This is a genomic window from Marinobacter mobilis, assembly GCF_900106945.1.
Taxonomy (GTDB): domain Bacteria; phylum Pseudomonadota; class Gammaproteobacteria; order Pseudomonadales; family Oleiphilaceae; genus Marinobacter; species Marinobacter mobilis.
The window spans coordinates 472,003-493,673 of record NZ_FNNE01000002.1 but is presented as its reverse complement, the minus strand read 5'-3'; the positions used below and the strand labels follow the sequence as shown (position 1 = coordinate 493,673).

Genomic DNA, 21,671 nt, shown 5'->3' with positions numbered 1-21,671 from the left:
TCATGTTCCACTCGGATCAGGGAAGCCAGTACGCCAGCCGCAAGTTCCGTCAGCGGCTCTGGCGCTGCCGGATGACGCAAAGCATGAGCCGGCGCGGCAACTGTTGGGACAACGCACCGATGGAGAGATTGTTCCGAAGCCTGAAATCAGAGTGGATACCGGCCTTGGGATATCGAGGCCTGTTGCAGGCAGAGAAGGATGTTGGTGGCTATCTGATGGGCTACTACAACCGGCAGCGACCACACTCATTCAACGGTGGCATTTCTCCGGTTGCTGCCGAGGAAAAACTTAAAATACTGTCCGGGATTAGTTGACCACTACAGTAGAACTCTAGTTACGAATGCACCAATTCTAAGGGGGGGAGTACAAAAAATGTCGTTAATAACTTTCCGCTTTATGTTTTAAGATTAAACCAGGGCATAGGGTAACGCATCTGCGCCACCCACCAGGTAAGAAAAAAACGGATGGCCATCGCAATACAAAAGGCATAGGCCGCCCCCAGAATCCCAAAAACTTCAATTAAAATGATAAGAAGCAATACATTGATCAAACCAGAAAAAACAGTGACGAAAGACAGAAGGCCTGTGCGCTTGGAGAAAAAAATATAATTGGTCACCATAAGGTACATCCCACCAAAAACTTGGCCCAGAGCCAACCAACCAATAACATCACCCGCCCCAGAAAAATCATCGCCCGCGACAAGAGAAACTACCAAGGGACCAATCAGAAATGCCAGAACTGCACCGCAAGCAATTAAACAAAACCAAGCATAAGTGAATCGCACAATCTTCCTTTTTTCTCGCTTATCATCGCGCTTCAAACGCTCATAAAGCCAAGGTACGTAGGCCTTATTTATTGCATCAAAAATTAGCGCCAAAGCGCCAGCCAACTGAACCGCAACCATATAGACTCCAGTTTCCGCCAAACCCAACTTCCCGTTAATCACAAAGCGGTCAACTGAAGTGAGCAAAAATATGCCGCCAACATGAGGAACAAGGGGGCCACCAAACTGGACAATTTCTCGGATAAAGTGTGGCCTCCAGACAAAGAAGCTCAGAAGGCCATCACGGCTTAGCAACCACATGGAAAGAAAAGCAGCGACCGTCATTGCAACTACCATCCCAACGATTCGCCCCTCTGCACCCAGTAAAAACACAACGACCAGAAGTAGCGAAAGCAACGTATTTACAATACTTTGGAAGGTTTGAAGAGCTCCATAATTTTTAGCTTGATTGCGAACCTGCCATTGGCCAAGTCTAAGCTGAATAATGGCAGAGGCAGCAGTAACCGGTACAGCCAGCAATACCCATAGAGAGCCAAGCTCTAGCCACTCGGATAATACATCTATCGTGGCAAACATTATTGAAATTGTGAGGGTACTGGTAACAAGCAATACTTGAAGACATGAACCCACAAATTCCTTCAGTTCGACCTCACTCAAATTGCCATCATAAAACTTACGCCCCGCAGCGCCATGCATACTCAGGCCTACTATTGCTGCCAACGCCCCCAACAATGTCTGAAACATCGCCACCTCACCATACTCAGTCGGGCTAAGGTACCTGGTCAGAATTGGCATCAATGCAAAGGGAATCGCAGCATTCAGAATATTAGAAGCAAGATAGATAGCAGCGCCGGCAACAAGGGTATTGCCTTTGACAAGCTTAAACATGGCTGCTCTCTGTGTATTTCAGCACGCGATTGACATTCCTAGCTTCAAAGCTTAGTTGACGCCCCCCTCCCGCATCGAGAAGGGGCGGCGATTTTCGTTCAGTCTTCAGGTGATTCAGACATTCGCATGGCTATTTCTTGAGTATTCCGGGCCAGCCAGCTACCCACGCACAGAGCGAGCATGCCTCTCACTCAATAACACTCATGCACACAGGCGTATTGGCGAGGATCCGTTTCTTTACCACCTTCCCAACTACAAAATCCAAATACTTCGGAGGTAATCCCAAACCAGGCCGAACGCTCTTCACACATTCAGTGGTGATAATCTCTCCGGCCGCCATGTCCTTCACAAAGTACAGAGACCGTCGTGCCTGAACATTACCTCGCTCACTGGATTTAAGGCCATAATTCACAGACCCTAAAGCCTTCCAGGCGGTCTTGCTATCTCTGCACAATGCCGAAAGATCATCTGGCTCGAGAGAAAAACAATCGTCCGGTCCTCCGCCACTTCGATCCAGGGTGAAATGCTTTTCAATGATAGACACCCCCAGAGCCACGCTTGCTATTGCCGTTGTGTTGTCCAGGGTATGGTCAGACAAACCAGTCACTTGACCGAAGCGCTTGATCATATCCGGAATCGTATGGAGGTTATAATCTTCTGGTGGCGCAGGATAACCACTTACGCAGTGGAGAATTGCCAACTCATTGCAGCCTTCGCCCTGAGCAGCCTCAATAGCCTCCTGAATTTCGTCGATGTCCGCCATGCCCGTCGAGATAATAAGTGGCTTGCCTGTTGACGCTGCGTAGCGAATCAACGGAAGGTCGACAGCTTCAAACGAAGCTATCTTATAGGCTGGCGCATTAAGGTCTTCAAGCAGATCAATGGCCGAGTTGTCAAATGGCGAGCTAAAGAGCGTAATGCCCAGCTGACGGGCATGATCAAAAAGAGGCTTATGCCACTCCCAGGGCATGAATGCTTTTTCATAAAGCTGATACAAGGACTGACCAGCCCAAAGCCCCTCTTTTATGATGAACTCTTCGGCGCTGCTATTGAGCGTTATGGTATCTGGCCGATAAGTTTGCAATTTTACGGCATCTGCGCCGGACTCCCTGGCGGCAGCTATGATATTCTTGGCATTTTCCAGACAGCCATTATGATTTGCAGACATTTCTGCGATTACGTACGGAGGAAAGCCGGCACCAATCTTCCTACCATCTATTTCAATTTCCTGAGGCATATTTTTTTACCAACTTCTCAATATTTCGGCCCAACAAGTTCTGAATCTTCTCTTGTGATAACTCCAAATCAGATCGTTGAAATACATATCGATCCAGTTCTTCAAACAGCTGGCGCGGTGTGTACTCAGGAAAATCCGTCCCAATCATAACCTTCTGGTCTAGAGTCTCTATAAGGTAACCACAGTCCAAAGCTAGGGCACTTTTTCGAAATCTCATGAAAGTAAATGATAGATCAAGCCAAGCATTGGGGTAATCTCTAATTACTTCACCAGTATGGAAAACATCCGTATATCCGCCATGTAAAAATACAATGTCGCCCTTTTGATTTCGCTCGGCAATCTTGGCAATATAATAATGCGGCAATGAGGGGTTAGGGCCAACCGGAGCCCTTAAAATAGTACAGACATAAACCAGAAGGCCACATTCGTGGGCAGCACCAATAACTCGGTCAACGGTATCATGGTTATCAAGACTCAGCTGAGAAAAACGTGGATGTATCTTGATACCTATTGCGCGATATTGAACTTTGAATTTATTAAAAATCTCTTTAAGCTTGTTTTTTGAGTAGGAAAGCCATTCCTTTTTTATGCTTATTACCAGATAACAGAAAGGTAGCTCTTTGTTGGTTATCTCAGCAATATCTGCAGGGTCGTCGTCCGGCATACATGCAACAACTCCCCCTTTCAATTCGCCTGCAGAATGAAATGACTTTATAATCTCCACATCTGCACGCTTTTCAGTTTTGTACCATTTCTGGTCAACCTTAATATGCATTAAGGAGTCAAAAAACTCGAAAGTCATCGTGCTTCTACCTTTATTTTAATCTTTTCGAGTATATTAGACATTTTACTATCCACCTCATATTCAGAGGCACCTTGGACGTAAAAGTAAGCCATTCGGTCTGCATCCGATTTGGGCGACGACATCAAAGTGCCGGGCTCTAAGAGCGGGTATACTACGAAATTTGATTCATTAACAATATCGACAAATACTCCTGGAATGCATTCCATAAACCTCACAGCAGATATTATCTCCGGAAGTTTTGGAGGCGGAATATCGACTGGCAAGCCCAAGTCGAAATACAGAGAAGCCTCGAAGTAATCATATCCTGAGGCATACTTGATGAAGTTTTCTGAAACACCAAACCCCGCCCCCCGACCAGCCGTCTCGACTAACCAAAAAGATCCTCTGATATCTTCAATAACCTCTGTATGGCAGACGCCATTTTGGTAGCCTAAAGCATCATGGGCGCATTGCAGCAGGGATCCTATTTTACCAGCCCGGCACTCATCTAGAGGAAAAGATTTCAATACATTGGCAACGGTAGACTCTGTCCCGGCAACTTTTCCCTTTTTTGTGACCAAAACAGGATAACTCGTTCCCGCTAGTCTCACACTCTCAATGGTGTATTCCGTCCCCTGAATAAATTCCTCTATTATGACCTCGCCATTCTTCGAAAACTGCAACGCTTTTTCAAGATGTTCCGCTCTGAGTTCACCCCGGGGAACCACCGTTATCCCCCTACTACCAGAGGAATCTACAGGCTTTATGATGAGTTTATCCGTACGAAACTCTGCCAACTCGGATTCTGATGGCAAATCTCGCCCGCCGGAAACAAAATACTTCGGAGACGCCAATAACGACCAGGCACTCCGCTGCGCTCCTTTATTGGTCAGCCTTCTTGCCAAATTTAACTTAGTTCCGGGAAGATCATAGACTTGCCGCAAATTTGCCGCACTTAACATTCCGATCTCACATGCAGTGCAAACAACCGCAACCGGAGACTCCGAGCTTGCTCCAAAGTAGGCAAGAACAGCCTTGGCGACACCCTGAACATCCCCTATATCGGCTACGAGAAAGTCGTCTGCAATGCTAAATCCTATTGACGCAGGATTTCCGTCAATAGCCAGGGTTCGATAACCGAGTTCCTTCACCCTACGAATGGCAGAGGCCTGCCATGGGCCAGCACCGACATGAACGACCCAGCGCTTTCTCATGACTGGATTCTCGCACTGATTCTTTGAAGCGCCATTTCAATTCGCTCCAGGGTTTCAGTCCCAAATGACAGTCGAACAAAATGTGATGTTGTTCTTCCATATGCCTCGCCTGGAACCAAAGCCACATCATCTTCAATCAACAGTCTTTCTGTGAAATCTGCTGCATTTTTGCCTTTAGGCCAGAGCTCAACAAAGAAATAGAAAGTCGCGCCACCTTCAAGCACTCTAAAGCCGTACCTATCCAGCAGTTCCTTTACTTTTTTTCGCTTAACCAATAGCGACTCTATCTGTCGATTACAAACATTCCAAATCTCATCAAAGTTTTTTTCAAGATAGAGTTGAAGCATAGTCGGAGCACAGGTCACCAAGTGCTGGTTTATAACCGTTAGCTTTTGGATAATTGCTTTATCTGCCACGGCAAATCCAACCCGCCAGCCAGACATCCCCAAATTTTTTGATATTGAGTTAACTACAATCAGGTTCCCATAGTCATTAACTAAGCACGCAGCAGACTGAAACCTCTCATCTCCAACAAAATCGCTATATGCTTCATCTACGAGAACAAAGACACCTTTTTTTTCAGCATCCGAAATCAGGCACTCCAATTCATTAAAATCGTAGACCCAGCCAGCAGGATTATTGGGGTTATTGATAACGATAACTTTGGTTTTCCCGGAAATTTTCCTTGATATTTCCCGAAGCGAACACTGATAGGGTATATACCTAACCGATGCTCCACATAGGGCTGCCTGATCCTCATAGCTAAGCCATGCGGGCTCATGAAGCAATACCTCATCACCTTCATTAAGCGCTAGAAGCATCGACATGTAAGTCAACGCTTTCGATCCCATAGAAACCATGACATTATCGTCAGCGCTCAACTTCTTTGCGCTATGTTTGTCTAAGAGGTAAGTTACAAGTTTTTTTCTCAGGCTCGGTAAGCCCTGAGAATCACTGTAGTGATATCCCCCAAATACCAGATCATCATCAAACCCATAATTCGGAATATCGAACAACGCTTCTCCCAAAGACAAAACAATGGGTTTTCTGCCATTTCGCTTCGCTCTATAAACCAGCTCGTTTATATGTATAGACCTTGCACGTTTGATGTTGCTAACGCGACGACTAAAATCAGGTGTTTTCATTACTGCTCCAAAATGGCCTTAACCACCCGCTGGACACCAAGACCATCCACAAGTCTCCTTCCGTTTTCTGATAGATGTTGCATAGTCAAGCGCGCCACCCCATCTACAAGCGCACGAAGCTCTCCTCGGGCAGTGGGCGAAAAGGTCTGCACCACTCCATCAGACTGTAACTTCTGGGCCCCCTCTTTCTGATTATCTGCCAATATTGCAACGAAAGATGGACAACCAAGACAACACCGCTCCCAGACGCTACTACCAACAGCACCAACACAAATATCTGCGGATACAAGTCGCCTAGCCATATCATTTACGCCCTGATTGATGCTTACACACAGTCGGGAGCTGCGAGACCGCTCTTCCAGCATCTCCCGGTAGGGACTTGCATGACCAATCACAACATCAACTTTAACTGAGTCAGGCAACTGCGTAGTTTCAAGTTCGTCAATGATGAGGCTGGTAAAGTTTCGACGGTCAATTCCTCCAAGTGATACTAAAATGTGCCTCGGAGGCATATTGAAAAGCCGCGGCAATACTCTCTGGCGAAATTCCGAAAATTCGGCTCTTAAAAGACAGTAACGCGTTCCTGCAAGAACCTGGCAATCAGGCGGAACCAAATTAATATAATCTGTTGCCGTCCGCTTGTAGCTGGAATCAACCAAAAAATCGCATTGATGTGCTCGGTTAGCGAGATCGTCTATTACAATTATCCTGCCTGCCCTGCCTGAGACTGCTTGCTCCCAACGCTCATCAATTCCGTAATGATCCGCGACAACCCAGACCCTTCCGCCCCATAGCATTGCAGATATGGAATCCTCAGCATCAGCAAGAACATTGGCGCCTAACCAGGACTCATACTCGCTACAACCCGCCGTACTCTCACGAGCCACAGCAAGCTCAGTCACCGGAAATCCACTCTGCCTTATCAGTGAAATCAAGTTTCCTTCATGGGCTCTGCATAGAAACTCTGATTTCAGCCCTAGATTTTCAAACGCAGACGCAAGCGCAAGGCAGCGCATGACATGACCGCTACCAATCTGCAGGCCGGCATCGACGCGAAAATAAATCTTATCTGGAAGAGTCACGAAAATTTGCTCGGAACAACCATTCAGCCCGCGCCCAGTCTTCCATGGTGTCTATATCCTCGACCCTGTATCTTGGGAGTACCACCGGTGCTGTTTCCGCCAGAAAAGACGGAACCCCACTTAGCCATGCGTTACGCGTCCCCCAATAAAACTGCCCCGCATCGTGGTAGGCTTCTTCAAGGTCCTGTGATCGCAATGAAAAAGTTTCCGGATTTAACATGCTGATGCGCTGATTCTCCGATATCCGGAGTGCGCGCTGTATTGGAAATGAAAAACGGGTTACCGCAATCGCATAGTCTGCACCAGAAGATGACAACACCTCCAAACCGTTACTCAGATCTTCGCTTGTCACAAATGGCGCGGTTGCGTAGAGACAGCATACTTCCGCCAACTCAACACCACTTGCCTCAAGATATTCCATAGCATGCATTACGACGGGGAGTGTTCCGGCATGATCATCTGAAAGCTCAGCCGGACGAACAAACGGAACAGAAGCACCAGAGATTCGCGAAACTTTGGCAATTTCCGAGTCGTCCGTTGACACTACGACACAGTCAAAACACTTGCTGCGTAACGCGGCTTCTATCGACCAGGTAATCATAGGCTTGCCGCAGAAGTCTTTGATGTTTTTTCTTGGGATGCGTTTGCTGCCGCCACGAGCAGGAATGATTGCTACGCGTTTTTTCATCAGCCTCTCTCCACGCCTAATGCCGACGTCAAAGCACGGACTACTTCATCTTGCTGACCATAGGTCAGCCCCTGAAACATTGGCAGACTGATAGCTTCACGGTAATAACGCATGGCCTCAGGAAAATCATCCTCATGAAACCCCATCTCGCGGTAATACGGTTGAGTATGTATTGGAATATAATGCAGGTTGACGCCGACCCCCTGAGCTCTCATGGCTTCAAAAACTTCTGAATGAGTGCGCGTAATATTCTGCAATTCAAGTCGAACTACATAAAGGTGCATACCAGAGTAGCTATCAGGGTGCTGCCAGGGGAGCGTAACTGGTAATTCCTTCAACAGACTATCGTAACGTTTTGCCAGTTGATGACGGCGAGCCACAAATGCATCTATTCGTCTCATCTGGCTAATACCCAAAGCTGCCTGGATATCGGTCATACGATAGTTGAATCCCAAATCCACCTGCTGGTAATACCAAGGGCCGTCTGATTCCTGATTCATTAGGTTTGGATCACGAGTTACTCCATGGCTGCGCAACAAAGCCATGTACGAGGCCAGATCTTCATCGTTGGTCAGTGCCATACCACCTTCTGCAGTGGTCACGATTTTCACGGGATGGAAACTAAATACGGTGATATCACTGAACTGGCCAGCTCCTATGAATTCACCACGGTACTTTCCCCCAATGGCGTGAGAGGCATCTTCTATTATGCGAAACCCATATCGCTCTCCCAGCTCGTGAACTCGGGCCATGTCGCAGGGTTGGCCACAGAGGTGCACCACTACAAGAACTTTTGGCAGTCTTCCGTTGCGGCTTGCCACTTCAAGCTTCTCAGCCAGAGCATTGGGGCATATGTTGTATGTCTTTGGGTCAATGTCCACAAAATCGATGCTGGCGCCACAATACAAGCCACAATTAGCAGAGGCGACAAAGGAAATAGGAGAGGTCCACAACCAATCCCCCTGCCCGAGCCCTAAGGCCAGACATGCGAGGTGCAAGGCAGATGTGGCACTATTTACTGCAACGGCATGCTCGACACCAACATGGCGTGCAACACTCGCCTCAAATTCTGGAACCTTCGGCCCCTGAGTCAAAAAATCAGACTGCAACACGTCCACTACCGCATCTATGTCAGCCTGATCAATATCTTGCTTGCCATAGGGAATCATGATCAGATCTTACCGATATCAGCGTAATTGAGTTCAATCCAAGTCTGAAGCTGTTTGTCACTCATCCATTCCGCGTTGGTGTTGCTGGAATAGACAAAACCTTCGGGCACTTTTCTTCCGTCTTTAATGCGTAGAGAACAAATTCCCCAATTATGTATGTTTGGCAAAATCTTGAAATGCTCTGAATATTCATAAGTGAAATAGGAATCTTCAGAACTAATCATCTGTTCATGTAACTTTTCACCGGGACGGATTCCAACCACCTCGATTTTCGCTTCAGGTGCAACGACACGAGCCAAGTCCGTCATTTTCATGGAGGGGATTTTTTTAACATAAACCTCCCCTCCCACCATATCGTCAAAAGCGTGCCAAACCAACTCAACCCCTTGCTCAAGTGAAATCATAAATCGCGTCATTCTAGGATCGGTAATCGGTAAAATTCCCTTATCTTTTATGGACATAAAGTAAGGTATTACCGATCCTCTCGAGCCCATCACGTTTCCATAGCGAACCACTGAAAACTTTGTTTCATGCCCGCCTGCGTAGGAGTTCCCCGCCACAAACAACTTGTCTGAGGCCAGTTTAGTAGCGCCGTACAAGTTCGTGGGACTACTTGCCTTATCCGTAGACAGCGCCACTACACCTTTAACGCCTTTATCGATGCATGCATCAATCAGGTTCATGGCACCGTTGATATTTGTTTTTATGCACTCAAAAGGATTATATTCCGCAGTAGGCACAATCTTGGTTGCCGCAGCATGAACAACGTAATCCACATTATCCAATGCGCGGTATAGCCGATTCCGGTCCCGCACGTCGCCGATAAAAAACCGCAGGCGATCGTCCCCATTAAACAGCTTGGACATTTCCCATTGCTTCATCTCGTCTCTAGAAAATACGATAATCTTCTTTGGGTTATATTTTTCCAGAGTCATCGGAATGAATTTATGGCCAAAGGAGCCAGTTCCTCCCGTAACCAAAATTGTTTTCCCACTTAACGTATTATCCATCAGTACGATTTACCTTATAGGGTTGAAAAGCTCAAAACAGTCCGCTTAACTCCTGGAACTGACCGCTGGGATAGGCCACATGGGGGCAAGATTAAAAAACCAGCAAACATGAATCCAGCTTACACTACACAACCGGTCATTCCGGGTACTGAGTCACCGCCTGACCGGGAACAGTTACACCCTTGACATAGGGGGTTGGGGTTATTTGGAAATTGTCAGAAGATACCCCGTTTAACCAAGCAGACAACTCATTGAGCTCAACCTTACAAACTTTATTTTTATGTCCATTTGAAAAAAAATAGTTTCGAACCAGAGAAAAAAAATCAGACCGAATCAAGCCAGGCCTATTAAATTTAACAGCCGCAAACAGCCTTAATAGATGAAATGGTTTTTTATTGTTTGACACATAGACAGGCGACTTCAGTTCAGACAAAACATTTTCAATGTTATTATTAATCATTTTCGAACAACTCAAATATTCATACCCAAGTAAATTTTGCGACAACTCCTTTCTTTCACGCCCCCCTCCATAGAAAAAAAATTTAATAAAAGACCTTGCATCCTCCGATTCAAAGTTCACTCTATTCAAATAATCTCCCCTATCATAAAACTCATAGGAGAAACCATCAACAAACTCAATTTTCTTCCCGATACTGGCCGCAAATACAATAGCACTAGAAAGATTAGACCCTATAACTCGATCATACCGAGACAGAAGAGAAAACAATCGATCATAAAACTCAATATCTCTAAATCCTGCTGTAACAGGCTCTACCCCTTTACTCTTCCAAAATTCAATTGAGCCTAAGTAATTCCCAACACCTTTGATTAGTATATTTGCTTTACCTATATTACAATGGCGAATTAAATCATAAAGTTTCCTGTCATTATCCACTCCGGGAGGAGGCCCTATAATTAATGTTCCCGCTCCTCTTTCTTCTCCCAGTTTTTGATGCAAGATAGCCCAGGGGTGCGGAGCTAAAATATAATTCTTCTTTCCTGAGACCCTATCTTTTATTACATCATTGTATGCCCAGTGTACTGGCTCGATATCTTCAATATCCATAGCATCGAAGCAATGACCAAAATCCACGCCATGAGAAACTGAAAATGGGAGAGTTTGTCGAAGATCTCTACGCAAAAACTCTTTCAGGATACGGCCAGCTCCCATTCTCTCCATGGAGAGGTACAGCGGCCGATATTTTTCAAGCTCACTAATTTCCATTGAAAATACCCTGATAGCCGTGCTGCTTTCCGAAAGGCAACTTCATCAGCAACCAAAAAACACAATAAACAAACAAAAACCCACAAAAGCACAAGACATAAAACAACCATTACTGCCTCGATCAAGAAAGGCTTTGTTTCAGCGCGATTATAGCACTCGAAGCAAAGGCTGAACGAGAAGCAAAAGCAAAAAACTTGACACCAAGCTCACACAAAAGGGGCATAAAAAATTAGACTTACCGTATGATTTTCAGCTCCCTTAAAGCATTAAAGGTACCTAAAAACCTGCTTGGGAGAAAACTTCAGAAATAAAAATAGATGATCAACGACCCTCTCGCAACCCACAAAATTTTCGTTAAATAAACAATCGCTTCAGTGTACCGGAATGAGGATCAACTATTGCGAGGCATCCCTAGCAGAACCAAAGCAAATTTCCAGTTCAGGCGCCCGCCTGATAAAATCCCCATACGCATATAAAACAGCACATTGATATCCATCATTTTTAATTATAGAATTTGCCTCAATATATTAGCATATTTTATTTACGGTTCTTCATGAATGACCAATATTGATAACCCCCCAAAAAATGTAGAAGTCCTCCTTATATCCCTAGATAAAGATAATCATAGGAGACATAAACTAAAATCAAGATTCCCAGCCAACTACCACAATTTCCGATTAGTTCATGGCATCGACTTGACAGCCCCCCGATCCCCCGAAACAGACTTCAGATGCTTACCCCTCCCCCACTCTCATTTAACGTTAAGCAATACTGAAATCGGGTGTGCACAAAGCCACATTAAAGCACTTGAAATTGCTCAAAAAAGCAAAGCACATTCCGTACTAATATTGGAAGATGACGTCATTGGCGGTGACCAGGACATTGAATCAATATCGCAGATCTCTCAAAACCTTCCGCACCATCACTTCCTTCTTTGTGGCGGCCAAGAAGGCCTGCGAGGTTCCAGTTACCTGTACGCCCCTAGAGAACAGGACTATTTTCGCCTGCCCCCCATCACACTGAGATTCACTGCCAGGGCCTGCTGTTATGCTGTCAGCCCGTCTATGGCAGGCAAAATCCTGAAACGTCAAAATGACAACCTGAGACGCGCCGATGATTGGCGCCACCTGCTTTCCGGCGAGCGGGAGCTTTATTACTCCCAACACCTTCAACACCCGAGAGACCTGAGCGGGAGCCATCTAGAAAAAGACAGGTCAATGCTTAGCCATGAGCCTTTTTGGAAAAGGGTTTATAAGGATGGACTCACCTACACTACGTTAACCCAAATTCTGAAAGCTACCTTACCGATTGTGGCAAGGCTGAAAGGTTGGGTTAAAATACCGACCGGAGACGAGAGGCCCTCTTCAAAGCGATGAACATATACGTTCTATCTCTGCCGGATGACCACCAAAGGCGGGAAGCTCTAGAGCTTCAGTTCCCCCGCTATGCGCCCAAATTTCGGTTTATTGATGCCGTTGACGGACGATCAGCATCCCCGATAACAGATATACCCCCATGCGCCAAAGACCGACATCGACCATTAACTGGCCCAGAAATCGCGTGTTCACTTGGACACCTGAAGATCTTTCAGTCGATTGTCGAGTCAAAGGCGAACCCAACATCATTTCACCTGATCCTTGAAGACGACGTTATAGGAGATTGCGGCCGGCTTGAGAAAATTGGGGAGATTCTGTTAGCCCTCCCCCCTAAAAGCCTGGCAATACTTGGAGGCTTACAAGGAATGAGTCGCGCGCGACATTTACATGGATTTAAATCTTCTCGAGCCAGCGTATATAGAATCCCTGAACTTCAACGTCGCAATCTATCGCGCACATGCTGTTACGCTGTTGATTTTGAAATGGCAAAACATTTACTCCAGCAACAACAGAGGTGCTTGCACCGAGCTGATGACTGGGCTGCACTCTTAAAAGGAGAGTACAACGTCTTTTACAGCCCGGTCCTCGCACACCCTACAGCCGATACGGCCAATAGCCACATCGAGCAAGGCCGGTCTCATCAATACAACGGGGGATTAATAAAACGCTGGTATCAGGATGGATGGAAAGAAAGCATTGGGCGTCCATTAACCAGAATATTTACGCCATTCCTTGCTCGCTACCTTCACTTGCATAGAATTCATCAAGGCACAGAAATTGACCGTCCCAGCGCATAGGCTGGTTACCGGAAGAATAGATAAGAGCAAATCAATTGCATTAGCTCATAAAAGTAGGCGTTGGGCTCTCCAACGCCTTTCGGTAAATTTCCAGATAAGCATCAATCGCCTTGTCTTCAGAGAATAGCGTCGCTGCTCTAATTCTAGCGTTGCGTGATAAACGCTCACAGAGTCGAGCATCTTCCTTCAGTCGCCTAGCCGCTTCAACGAACTTCTCAACATCATCAACATCACACAAAAAACCGGTTTCGCCGTCAAGAATAACTTCCGGCAACGACGAGCTTCTCGACGCGATTACAGGTAGCCCACAAGCAGCCGCCTCAAGGGCAACCAACCCAAACCCCTCCAGACGGGAAGGGAACAACAGCGCATCACAATCGTTATAGAGAGTCGCAAGATTTCTGTCACCATGTACCCGTCCGATCGGTCTGATATTGGCTGGAACAGAGCCATACTTTTCTAGATCAACCATTTCTCCCGTAAATAGAAGCTCGTATCCACCCCCAAGCGCCTCCATGATATTGAGCAGTAAATCCACTCCTTTTCGAATAATCATTGACCCAACATACAGCAACCTAAAAGGACGATGGCTTTCTTGCGTCCGACGCGGGGCAAACTGTTCCGTATCGATCCAGTTATGCACTGGGATAACATCAGATCTGCGAAAAGCCTTGCCAGCGACCAAAGCAGAATATTCGCTTACAGCGGTCACCAGCCTTGCAGAACTGACGACTTGATGTTCTATCTTATAAACCCAGTTGTCATGGTAGAGCGCTTGCGAAAAGCTTTTATAAGACGATAGACATTCGTCATGAACGCAAGAGTGGATGGTTGCAATTATCGGCAAATCGCTCGAAATGAAGTGAGGGTGCAGCCAGGAATTTACGTGAACCAGATCAGCCCAAGCCGGAGTTGGCGGCTTACGAACCGACCATGGCAGGTACTCAGCCCGACGCGGAAGCCAGGTAATACCGGCTTTTACCCCTCGCCTACTCAATGCATCCACTAATCGTAATGTATACAGATCGGTTCCAGTTCCGGTCCGAATGGCAGGAAACCAGACCCCAAAAGAATTCTGCATCATTCGCCTCTTTCTTCCTGAATCACGACATTCAGCAACTGCGAATATTGAGCAGATACAGATGACCAATCAAAACGCCGCTTTATAGCCTCATTGGAAAGAATTACGGCGTCCGCGTACTGTTTGCGATTCCTCAAAACTTCGATGACACCATTGAGCAATCTCTTCGAATCACCTGAGGGCACAGTAACGAAACCTTTAATGCCTTTCAGTACTTCCCGCGTTGCGGGGATATCCGTAGTGACGACCGGACAGCCACAACCCAGAGCCTCAATAGTAACCAGCCCCAGTCCTTCCGAAGGCTGAAAGGGGGCGACGAACAAGCAGGCTCTGCGATAGTAATCAGGCATCTTGGTTGCGGGCTTAGCCCCTTCAAAGGACACTTGGTCACGAACGCCTAATGAATCCACCAATCTGCCCAAGGGTACGGCCTCAGGACCAGCTCCGACAATCGTTAATGAAGCCCCGGGGAACTCACCCAATAGCGCTGGCATAATGGAAATAAGTTCTTCAAGGCCCTTGCCTTTGACCAATCGTCCTACAAACAGGAGCTCGTACTGGCCAGCTTGAGGGCATGAGCCAGGTGTAAAGCCGCTTTCCAGATCAACCCCCATAGGCACAACTGCTGTTTTTTGATCTTCAACACCAAGAGCCTTTGCCTCACCTCTCAGCATTGAGCTAACAACGGTATACGACACCGACCGATTGATCATCCATCGCTTTAAACGCCGAAATATGCTGCCCCGGAATGCCATCAGGTCGGTACCATGGGACGTAAGAAAGAAAGGAGGGAAACGCGGCCAGATTACACTCAAGATGGCAACGACAATGCCTTGAGGAAGCAACCAATGAGCATGTACGATGTCAATGTTGTTCACCCTTACCAATCGCCAAAGAGCAAAGAGTTGTGCAACGAGAAATGCTGGAACCAGTAAAAACTTGATACGGCTTGCCTTCAAATTGGAAACAATACCTCCATTGTAGGCAAGCGTTTCAAACCGCTCAGGAGCATACTTAAATCGTATGACATTGACTCCATCCAGGAGCTCTTTTTTCTTCGCACCCTCAGCATGAGGACTGAGGACAAAAACCTCATAATCCTTAACCAGGCGCTTGGACAACTCGTGGACAAAGCCAGGCTCCGAGTCGCCGAGCCACCTCGGATAGGTTGATGAGACAACCAAAAGCCTGCGCTTGGCTTCTGATGGATTATTCTCCAGCCTGATCACACCTAATCACTATCACGATACATTAAAGCGGTGATCTGTTCGGAAACCAACCCGACCATAAACACAACAAGCGATGTAGTGAACATCAAAGCGCTCATATTGGTGAACTGGCCCGATGTAAAATAAGTATACCCGTAATAGCTAAGGCCAGTGAAAAAGACCAAAAATGATATCGGAACAAACACTTTCAGGGGCGAGTAAAGCGTTCCGATCTTGAAGATGATAAGAAGGAAGCGAACACCATCCTGGAGAGGCTTGATATGGCTCTTCCCAACCCTTTTGGCAGCCCTTATCGGAATATAGCCAACCTTGTAACCCGCCCGAAAAAACGCCATCGTCGATGTCGTCGGATAAGAAAACCCATTAGGAAGCAAATACAGAAACTGACGAAATTTATAGGCTTTCACAGCACGAAAGCCCGATGTCAGATCCTCAATTTTCTGCCCCGTCATATAACTTGCCAACCGGTTGTAGATCCGATTGGCAACTCCCCGACCAAAGCTAGCTTGTGAGCCAGCCGTTCTAGCCCCTACGACCATGTCCAGGCCCTGGTGAAGTTGCTTGAGCAATCTTGAAATATCCTTGGGTGAATGCTGGCCATCTCCATCCATAAACACCAGAATATCGCCAGTCGCCGCGCGGGCCCCTGCCTTAATGGCTGCACCATTACCCATGGAATAGGGGTGCGAAATCACCCGGGCACCTTCAGCTCTTGCAATCTCCGCAGTTTGATCCGTTGAGCCATCATCGATTACAAGGACTTCGTCAACAACAGACAGAGCAAAGATCTCTCGCAACACATTGCCAATAGCTGCTGCTTCATTTTTAGCCGGAATAACAGCTGATACTTTTATATTACTCAAGTATTCAGCGTTTTTTTCAAGAGGAACCATGCATAATCCTAAGTATGCTTCCATAACAGGAAACGATTGATTAGTTGTAGCGAGTCACTCAGTAAACCAAAACCTATAGAGCGCGCCCAAGCTCCAGACAAATAGCGTTCAGAAGGCAATCACCAAGGATCCTTCGCCAATACCTGAGATAATATTGCCTGCTCAACCTCAAAAACAGCAGTCGCATATTGATCCGCTTTATATACCAACGGGGCCTCTACTACGAAACATTCCGTCATAAATGCACTCTGCTCCAGAGCACTTGCTATACCACCAACACATAGTCTTTCTAAGAAATCTTTGCGCTGGTAATCAAATCGCTCATATTGTGTTGGCCGATACTCAATATCAGGAGCCCCGGCCATAACCTGAATCATCATCCCGACATCGTCACCAGCGAACTTTCTGGCCGCCACGACCGGAGGTTGCTTGCTATTCAGTATCATCACGGCAATCTCCGGAGGGAGCTGCCCCAAGGGCACCTGGTGCGCTTGCACAACCACAAGCCGGTCCACAGAAAACACAAGCAATATAGGACGCTGACTATAAAAATTATGTAGCCAGAGAATCAATACACAAAATTTGAGCAGGTAGATCACACTAAGGTCATTGATATAACTAGTACGATCTTTTTTGTACACGAGCACATTCAGGAACGGCCCGAGCACCAGAAGGGCCACTACCAAAAAAGCCAGATTAAGACTGCTACCAAATAGGTCAAAATAGACCCCCGGATACCAGTTTTTCAAGCAAACAAAAACTACACACCCTAAAACCAGCGTTTCGAACATGCTCGCGATGAGGACAACCAGGCGATTCAGCTTCATAGCCGCTTCTGATAGGCCTCATAACGCCTCAAAATGAACTCCCTATGCCGCCCGGTAAACATCGGATTCTCAAGGCTGGCATCGATAATAGCCGCCACTTTATCTTTGGACACCTGGCAGTCATCATTTTCGATACAGGAGATCAAGCTGTTGAGATAGTTGTAGTTATTATTGGCAAACGGAGCCCCGGCCAACCGGCTCAACAAATCCCGGAAAGCGGTATCACCCATGTCACGCCCCTCCATAGCCTCCATCATTAACAGGCCAAATAAACCGTCGGTATAACTAGCACGAAGCTCGGTACTTTTTTTGAAGTAACCGGCGGCTTCTTGCAGAGCGTCCATTTTCTGAGGTGAATCGGGAAGTGAGCTTGCATAAACAGCATACTGCCTGCCCATTCCATAGTTTGCTCTTGGCGACAGGGGGTGATTCATGACCTCACTCATCACATGCAGTGCAGGAGATCCCCACACGGCAGCCCTAAACAATGTTGTTACAGCCAGAAAAAGGATCAATGATACTGAAAGTAACATTTTTAATCTGAGACCAGCCTCCCCACAAGCTAGCAGGCAATAGGCGATTGCCATCAGAATAGGAAAACTCGCCAGGTAATTACGGTGTTCATGTACCAATTCAAGCGCCAGCACACTGGACTCAAGGGAATGAGCCGCGAAGAAAAACAACAACCCAAAGGCAATAACAGGATACCTGCCCACCCGCAACAACGCCCAGACGATAGAGAATATCACTATCAATACGGCTGGCAAGGTGGTCCAGGGGCTTATCAAAGACGTAGACAGAATAAAGTCGTCATGGAACATCCCCAAGGAACTGTTCAACGGAACCAACAGCTGACCCAGGTAAAATATCAGGATACGGGCTTCCGTCAGCAGCCTTTCCTGAAAACTAAAGTCCCGATTTAAATAGCCATTCAGAATCCAATCCGGGAACACAATAAAGTACAGAGCCGTCAGAACTGCTGGCATAACCAGGAACCCACTATACGCCAGAACCAAAGGCCTGCTCACCTCGTCTCGACCGATTGGCCGGAACCTCAAGAATGTCAATTCCAACAGGAACAGATAAACCGGAAACAGGGCTGCATTTTCTTTACTGGCAAGGGCTAAAGGCCAAAACAGCACGAAACTGCAAATGTACAGCCCAGCCTTAGCTGCCATGCGATCTCTGCTGCACCGCCTGGCCAAAACGTATGACAGCATCCCAAGCAGACAAAACAGTGCACTTAGCCCCGCCATGCGCTGGACCGGATACAGGACTGCAGTCAGGTTAAGCGGATGCAACAGCCACAGCAGCATCACAAAAAAGGCAAACAAATGCTTACGGCTATCGAGCTTTACGGGAAGATATCCAGCCAACACCACCACCAGGCCATATATTGCCCAACCACACGCTAGATGGATAAAAAGATTTACTGATTTGAAGTAGTAGGGGTCTAGCCCGAAGAAGGCGTGGTTAAGCGCGAAGCTCAGCATCGCCACCGGCCGCCCCAACGGCCCAGCAGTACCGGACGCCATCGCAGCCCAAAGCCCCTCCAGCGACAAAGTATCAAGCTGCAACGCCTGATTCTGGAGAATATTCCACTCGTCATCAAAGTAGAAACCACCAGGCAGCCCCACCATATAAACCGAAACAGTCAGAATGGAGGCACAGAGAAGGTGAAAATAAGAGTTATGAATTATCCACATAGTAAAAAAGCGCCCGAAGGCGCTTTCTCAACTAATTGGCCAGAGCCAATTAACGGCAGTTAGACGGCAGGTACTTGGAGTTGATAGTGCCTGCAGCACACACCCAAGTAATACCTACGTTGTTACCAGTACCAGTCAGCGTAAAGGTCTGACCCAAAGCAGTATCACCACCCAAGTCCTGAACTGCCATTGCAATCGCACCTACATCTGCACTGGTGCGGGTGTACGTCATAGTTTGAACAACATCTGTTGCGTAGCTAGCTGCAGTCTCCAAACCGGCAGTGGTCTGATCAGCCGGCATTGAACCTTGAGAAATATAGTACTCAGACACCGCAGTTTTTGCCTGGGAAGCAATGGACATTGCTTCGGTCACTTTGGCACGAATGGTATAATCCTGATACGCAGGAATCGCGACCGCAGCCAGAATACCAATGATCGCAACAACGATCATCAATTCAATCAGAGTAAAACCTTGTTGAACTTTTTTCATGCTTCATCTCCGGAAGTTTGACAGTGACGCCCCTCTGCAGAGCGACCTGCCAGAACTGTAGCATTGACCGTGCCAATTGCAAGAAAATGAAAAATTTACCACCAAATTCATGTAATTATTGGCTTTTCATAAAACCCACCATAACCAAGCCCGACAAAGAATACTGCCCTCTTCCGTCATTGGGTGACAAAAAACGTCACTGACAGCCGTCTCTTGTGCTCTTCTGAGGTTACGCGCAGCTACACCTTTCCAAACCCTCCACAGGCAACTAAACTCTGCGTAGGATTTAGGAACCGACATTCAGTTACTTAGGACTCGTTCATCCATTCTTATGTCTACCAACAAGAAAAGCATCACGCTCACCGGCCTTGCCCGTCGCTTTGTCGAAGACGGGTTATTGGATGAAGATACCGCCATGGACGCCTTTATCCAGGCGTCCAATAACAAAATCCCATTAATCTCCTACCTCGTTCAGAACAACTTGGCCGAGAGCAAGGGCCTCGCCTATTCGGCAGCCATGGAGTTTGGGGTCTCAGTGATCGATCTGGGAGCCTTCGTTCCGGAGATGCTTCCGGAAAAGCTGGTAGACGAAAAGCTCATTCGCAAACACAACGCCCTCCCCCTGTATAAGCGAGGCAATCGTCTCTTTATTGCAGTCTCTGATCCAACCAACATTCAGGCCCTAGACGAAATTAAGTTTAATACTGGCCTGAGCACAGATGCCGTTCTTGCTGACGAGACACTTCTACATGCCGCTATCGATCGTTTCCTGGAAGCCCAGGATACGACGATGGGCGACCTGGATGACGCCGATTTAGAAGGTGTTGAAACCGAAGGCGGGGAACAGGAAGAAGAGTCTGTTGGCACGGCAGACCTTGACGACGCCCCGATCGTAAAATACGTCAACAAGATGCTTCTGGATGCTATTCGCACCGGCGCTTCGGATATTCATTTTGAGCCGTATGAAAAAGCCTACCGCGTTCGATACCGCACTGACGGCATTCTAAAGGAAATATCAAAGCCGTCGATCAAGCTTGCCCCCAAGATTGCGGCCCGCGTTAAGATCATGGCGCAACTGGACATTTCCGAACGGCGAGTCCCTCAGGACGGCCGGATCAAGATGAAGCTGTCCAAAACAAAGGCCATAGACTTCCGAGTCAACACCCTGCCAACGTTGTGGGGTGAGAAGATAGTGCTTCGAATACTTGACCCCAGCCAGGCAAAACTGGGCATCGACGTGTTGGGCTATGAAGAAGATCAAAAGAATTTATACCTGAAAGCGCTGGAACAGCCGCAGGGCATGATCTTGGTGACCGGCCCCACTGGTTCAGGAAAAACCGTCTCACTGTATACCGGCCTGAACATCCTCAACACACCAGAACTCAATATATCCACCGCTGAAGATCCGGCGGAGATTAACCTTGAGGGGATCAATCAGGTTAACGTCAACACCAAAGTCGGGCTAGGCTTTGCTGAAGCACTTAGGGCATTTCTGCGGCAAGACCCGGACATTATCATGGTCGGCGAGATTCGGGACCTTGAAACCGCCAACATTGCCATTAAGGCCGCCCAGACCGGCCACTTGGTACTTTCTACCTTGCACACGAACAGCGCACCAGAAACCCTCACCAGGATGATGAACATGGGGGTTCCAGCATTCAACATCGCAACATCAGTGAGCCTTATCATTGCCCAACGACTTGGAAGAAGGCTCTGCAGTAGTTGCAAAGAAGCAGCAGATATCCCTCAGGACGTGCTTTTGAAGGAAGGGTTCACACAGGAACAAATTGATACAGGCTTTACGTTGTTCCGCCCCAAGGGCTGTGATAAATGCAATGGTGGATATAAAGGGCGCGTCGGCATTTACGAGGTCGTAAAGATCACGGATGTACTCGCGAATATGATTATGGAGGAGGCCACCTCCATCCAGATTGCGAAGCAGGCCCAGGCTGAAGGCTTCCGTAACTTACGGCAGTCTGCCCTCTTAAAAGTGATGCAGGGCGTGACCAGCCTAGAAGAAGCCAACCGGGTGACTAAGGATTAAAC

General features: G+C 47.3%; 20 protein-coding genes. 4 read left to right on the top strand and 16 right to left on the bottom strand.

All coding sequences use genetic code 11. From position 1 onward, the window contains the following. Window positions 1-314: integrase core domain-containing protein (locus tag BLV11_RS04820; RefSeq protein WP_091811812.1), on the top strand; the 314-nt coding region annotated here is incomplete at its 5' end. Window positions 315-394: 80 nt separating this feature from the next. On the opposite strand, the gene BLV11_RS04815 is transcribed toward BLV11_RS04820, so the two are convergent. From BLV11_RS04815 to BLV11_RS04770, 10 genes are all read right to left on the bottom strand, one after another. Further along, window positions 395-1,672, bottom strand: coding sequence for an oligosaccharide flippase family protein (locus tag BLV11_RS04815; RefSeq protein ID WP_091811811.1), 1,278 nt, complete (start codon window positions 1,670-1,672; stop codon window positions 395-397). A gap of 187 nt (window positions 1,673-1,859) precedes the next feature. Further along, window positions 1,860-2,909: a pseudaminic acid synthase gene (gene pseI / locus BLV11_RS04810; RefSeq protein WP_091811810.1), complete on the bottom strand. Its 1,050-nt coding sequence runs from the start codon at window positions 2,907-2,909 to the stop codon at window positions 1,860-1,862. Beyond that, entirely contained in the window at window positions 2,893-3,711 is an 819-nt protein-coding gene (locus tag BLV11_RS04805; protein ID WP_091811809.1) for an amidohydrolase family protein, read from the bottom strand. The genes pseI and BLV11_RS04805 overlap by 17 nt, the downstream gene beginning before the upstream one ends. Next, window positions 3,708-4,907 carry an ATP-grasp domain-containing protein gene (locus BLV11_RS04800; protein ID WP_091811808.1) on the bottom strand — a complete coding sequence of 400 codons (1,200 nt, stop codon included), beginning with the start codon at window positions 4,905-4,907 and terminating at the stop codon, window positions 3,708-3,710. The genes BLV11_RS04805 and BLV11_RS04800 overlap by 4 nt, the downstream gene beginning before the upstream one ends. Further along, on the bottom strand, window positions 4,904-6,052 hold the full coding sequence (locus BLV11_RS04795; protein ID WP_091811807.1) for a pyridoxal phosphate-dependent aminotransferase: 1,149 nt from the start codon (window positions 6,050-6,052) through the stop codon (window positions 4,904-4,906). The genes BLV11_RS04800 and BLV11_RS04795 overlap by 4 nt, the downstream gene beginning before the upstream one ends. Next, window positions 6,052-7,134, bottom strand: coding sequence for a UDP-2,4-diacetamido-2,4,6-trideoxy-beta-L-altropyranose hydrolase (gene pseG / locus BLV11_RS04790; protein ID WP_175528285.1), 1,083 nt, complete (start codon window positions 7,132-7,134; stop codon window positions 6,052-6,054). Before pseG ends, BLV11_RS04795 begins: the two co-directional genes overlap by 1 nt. Continuing rightward, window positions 7,118-7,822 (bottom strand): pseudaminic acid cytidylyltransferase, encoded by a 705-nt coding sequence (gene pseF, locus BLV11_RS04785; RefSeq protein WP_091811805.1) that lies wholly within the window; start codon window positions 7,820-7,822, stop codon window positions 7,118-7,120. Before pseF ends, pseG begins: the two co-directional genes overlap by 17 nt. Then, on the bottom strand, window positions 7,822-8,991 hold the full coding sequence (gene pseC / locus BLV11_RS04780; protein WP_091811804.1) for a UDP-4-amino-4,6-dideoxy-N-acetyl-beta-L-altrosamine transaminase: 1,170 nt from the start codon (window positions 8,989-8,991) through the stop codon (window positions 7,822-7,824). Before pseC ends, pseF begins: the two co-directional genes overlap by 1 nt. 2 nt (window positions 8,992-8,993) lie before the next feature. Next, on the bottom strand, window positions 8,994-10,001 hold the full coding sequence (pseB, locus tag BLV11_RS04775; RefSeq protein WP_091811803.1) for a UDP-N-acetylglucosamine 4,6-dehydratase (inverting): 1,008 nt from the start codon (window positions 9,999-10,001) through the stop codon (window positions 8,994-8,996). Window positions 10,002-10,137: 136 nt separating this feature from the next. Then, entirely contained in the window at window positions 10,138-11,226 is a 1,089-nt protein-coding gene (locus BLV11_RS04770; protein ID WP_091811802.1) for a hypothetical protein, read from the bottom strand. Window positions 11,227-11,783: 557 nt separating this feature from the next. Between BLV11_RS04770 and BLV11_RS04765 the strand changes: the two genes are divergently transcribed. Then, window positions 11,784-12,602: a glycosyltransferase family 25 protein gene (locus BLV11_RS04765; protein WP_091811801.1), complete on the top strand. Its 819-nt coding sequence runs from the start codon at window positions 11,784-11,786 to the stop codon at window positions 12,600-12,602. Beyond that, window positions 12,599-13,399: a glycosyltransferase family 25 protein gene (locus tag BLV11_RS18650; RefSeq protein ID WP_091811800.1), complete on the top strand. Its 801-nt coding sequence runs from the start codon at window positions 12,599-12,601 to the stop codon at window positions 13,397-13,399. Before BLV11_RS04765 ends, BLV11_RS18650 begins: the two co-directional genes overlap by 4 nt. A gap of 40 nt (window positions 13,400-13,439) precedes the next feature. On the opposite strand, the gene BLV11_RS04755 is transcribed toward BLV11_RS18650, so the two are convergent. From BLV11_RS04755 to BLV11_RS04730, 6 genes are all read right to left on the bottom strand, one after another. Further along, window positions 13,440-14,483, bottom strand: a complete 1,044-nt coding sequence (locus BLV11_RS04755; protein WP_091811799.1) for a glycosyltransferase family 4 protein — start codon at window positions 14,481-14,483, stop codon at window positions 13,440-13,442. Then, a complete protein-coding gene (locus BLV11_RS04750) occupies window positions 14,480-15,709 on the bottom strand; it encodes a glycosyltransferase family 4 protein (RefSeq protein ID WP_217634532.1) in 1,230 nt (409 codons plus the stop codon). Before BLV11_RS04750 ends, BLV11_RS04755 begins: the two co-directional genes overlap by 4 nt. Window positions 15,710-15,711: 2 nt before the next feature. Beyond that, a complete protein-coding gene (locus BLV11_RS04745; RefSeq protein WP_091811798.1) occupies window positions 15,712-16,602 on the bottom strand; it encodes a glycosyltransferase family 2 protein in 891 nt (296 codons plus the stop codon). Window positions 16,603-16,721: 119 nt separating this feature from the next. Next, on the bottom strand, window positions 16,722-17,429 hold the full coding sequence (locus tag BLV11_RS04740; RefSeq protein ID WP_091811797.1) for a hypothetical protein: 708 nt from the start codon (window positions 17,427-17,429) through the stop codon (window positions 16,722-16,724). Further along, the gene (locus BLV11_RS04735; protein WP_139173208.1) at window positions 17,426-19,135 is read right to left on the bottom strand and encodes a hypothetical protein; all 1,710 of its coding nucleotides are present in this window, start codon (window positions 19,133-19,135) and stop codon (window positions 17,426-17,428) included. The genes BLV11_RS04740 and BLV11_RS04735 overlap by 4 nt, the downstream gene beginning before the upstream one ends. 49 nt (window positions 19,136-19,184) lie before the next feature. Then, complete coding sequence (locus BLV11_RS04730; RefSeq protein ID WP_091811795.1) at window positions 19,185-19,625, bottom strand: pilin; 441 nt, start codon at window positions 19,623-19,625, stop codon at window positions 19,185-19,187. A 331-nt stretch (window positions 19,626-19,956) separates the two neighbouring features. Between BLV11_RS04730 and pilB the strand changes: the two genes are divergently transcribed. Next, window positions 19,957-21,669 carry a type IV-A pilus assembly ATPase PilB gene (gene pilB / locus BLV11_RS04725; protein ID WP_091811794.1) on the top strand — a complete coding sequence of 571 codons (1,713 nt, stop codon included), beginning with the start codon at window positions 19,957-19,959 and terminating at the stop codon, window positions 21,667-21,669. Window positions 21,670-21,671: the final 2 nt, after the last annotated feature.

Coding starts and splice junctions, on each gene's coding strand:
- BLV11_RS04815 (WP_091811811.1), bottom strand. CDS start 1,672: ATGTTTAAGCTTGTCAAAGGCAATACCCTTGTTGCCGGCGCTGCTATC.
- pseI (WP_091811810.1), bottom strand. CDS start 2,909: ATGCCTCAGGAAATTGAAATAGATGGTAGGAAGATTGGTGCCGGCTTT.
- BLV11_RS04805 (WP_091811809.1), bottom strand. CDS start 3,711: ATGACTTTCGAGTTTTTTGACTCCTTAATGCATATTAAGGTTGACCAG.
- BLV11_RS04800 (WP_091811808.1), bottom strand. CDS start 4,907: ATGAGAAAGCGCTGGGTCGTTCATGTCGGTGCTGGCCCATGGCAGGCC.
- BLV11_RS04795 (WP_091811807.1), bottom strand. CDS start 6,052: ATGAAAACACCTGATTTTAGTCGTCGCGTTAGCAACATCAAACGTGCA.
- pseF (WP_091811805.1), bottom strand. CDS start 7,822: ATGAAAAAACGCGTAGCAATCATTCCTGCTCGTGGCGGCAGCAAACGC.
- pseC (WP_091811804.1), bottom strand. CDS start 8,991: ATGATTCCCTATGGCAAGCAAGATATTGATCAGGCTGACATAGATGCG.
- pseB (WP_091811803.1), bottom strand. CDS start 10,001: ATGGATAATACGTTAAGTGGGAAAACAATTTTGGTTACGGGAGGAACT.
- BLV11_RS04770 (WP_091811802.1), bottom strand. CDS start 11,226: ATGGAAATTAGTGAGCTTGAAAAATATCGGCCGCTGTACCTCTCCATG.
- BLV11_RS04765 (WP_091811801.1), top strand. CDS start 11,784: ATGACCAATATTGATAACCCCCCAAAAAATGTAGAAGTCCTCCTTATA.
- BLV11_RS18650 (WP_091811800.1), top strand. CDS start 12,599: ATGAACATATACGTTCTATCTCTGCCGGATGACCACCAAAGGCGGGAA.
- BLV11_RS04755 (WP_091811799.1), bottom strand. CDS start 14,483: ATGATGCAGAATTCTTTTGGGGTCTGGTTTCCTGCCATTCGGACCGGA.
- BLV11_RS04745 (WP_091811798.1), bottom strand. CDS start 16,602: ATGGTTCCTCTTGAAAAAAACGCTGAATACTTGAGTAATATAAAAGTA.
- BLV11_RS04740 (WP_091811797.1), bottom strand. CDS start 17,429: ATGAAGCTGAATCGCCTGGTTGTCCTCATCGCGAGCATGTTCGAAACG.
- BLV11_RS04735 (WP_139173208.1), bottom strand. CDS start 19,135: ATGTGGATAATTCATAACTCTTATTTTCACCTTCTCTGTGCCTCCATT.
- BLV11_RS04730 (WP_091811795.1), bottom strand. CDS start 19,625: ATGAAAAAAGTTCAACAAGGTTTTACTCTGATTGAATTGATGATCGTT.
- pilB (WP_091811794.1), top strand. CDS start 19,957: ATGTCTACCAACAAGAAAAGCATCACGCTCACCGGCCTTGCCCGTCGC.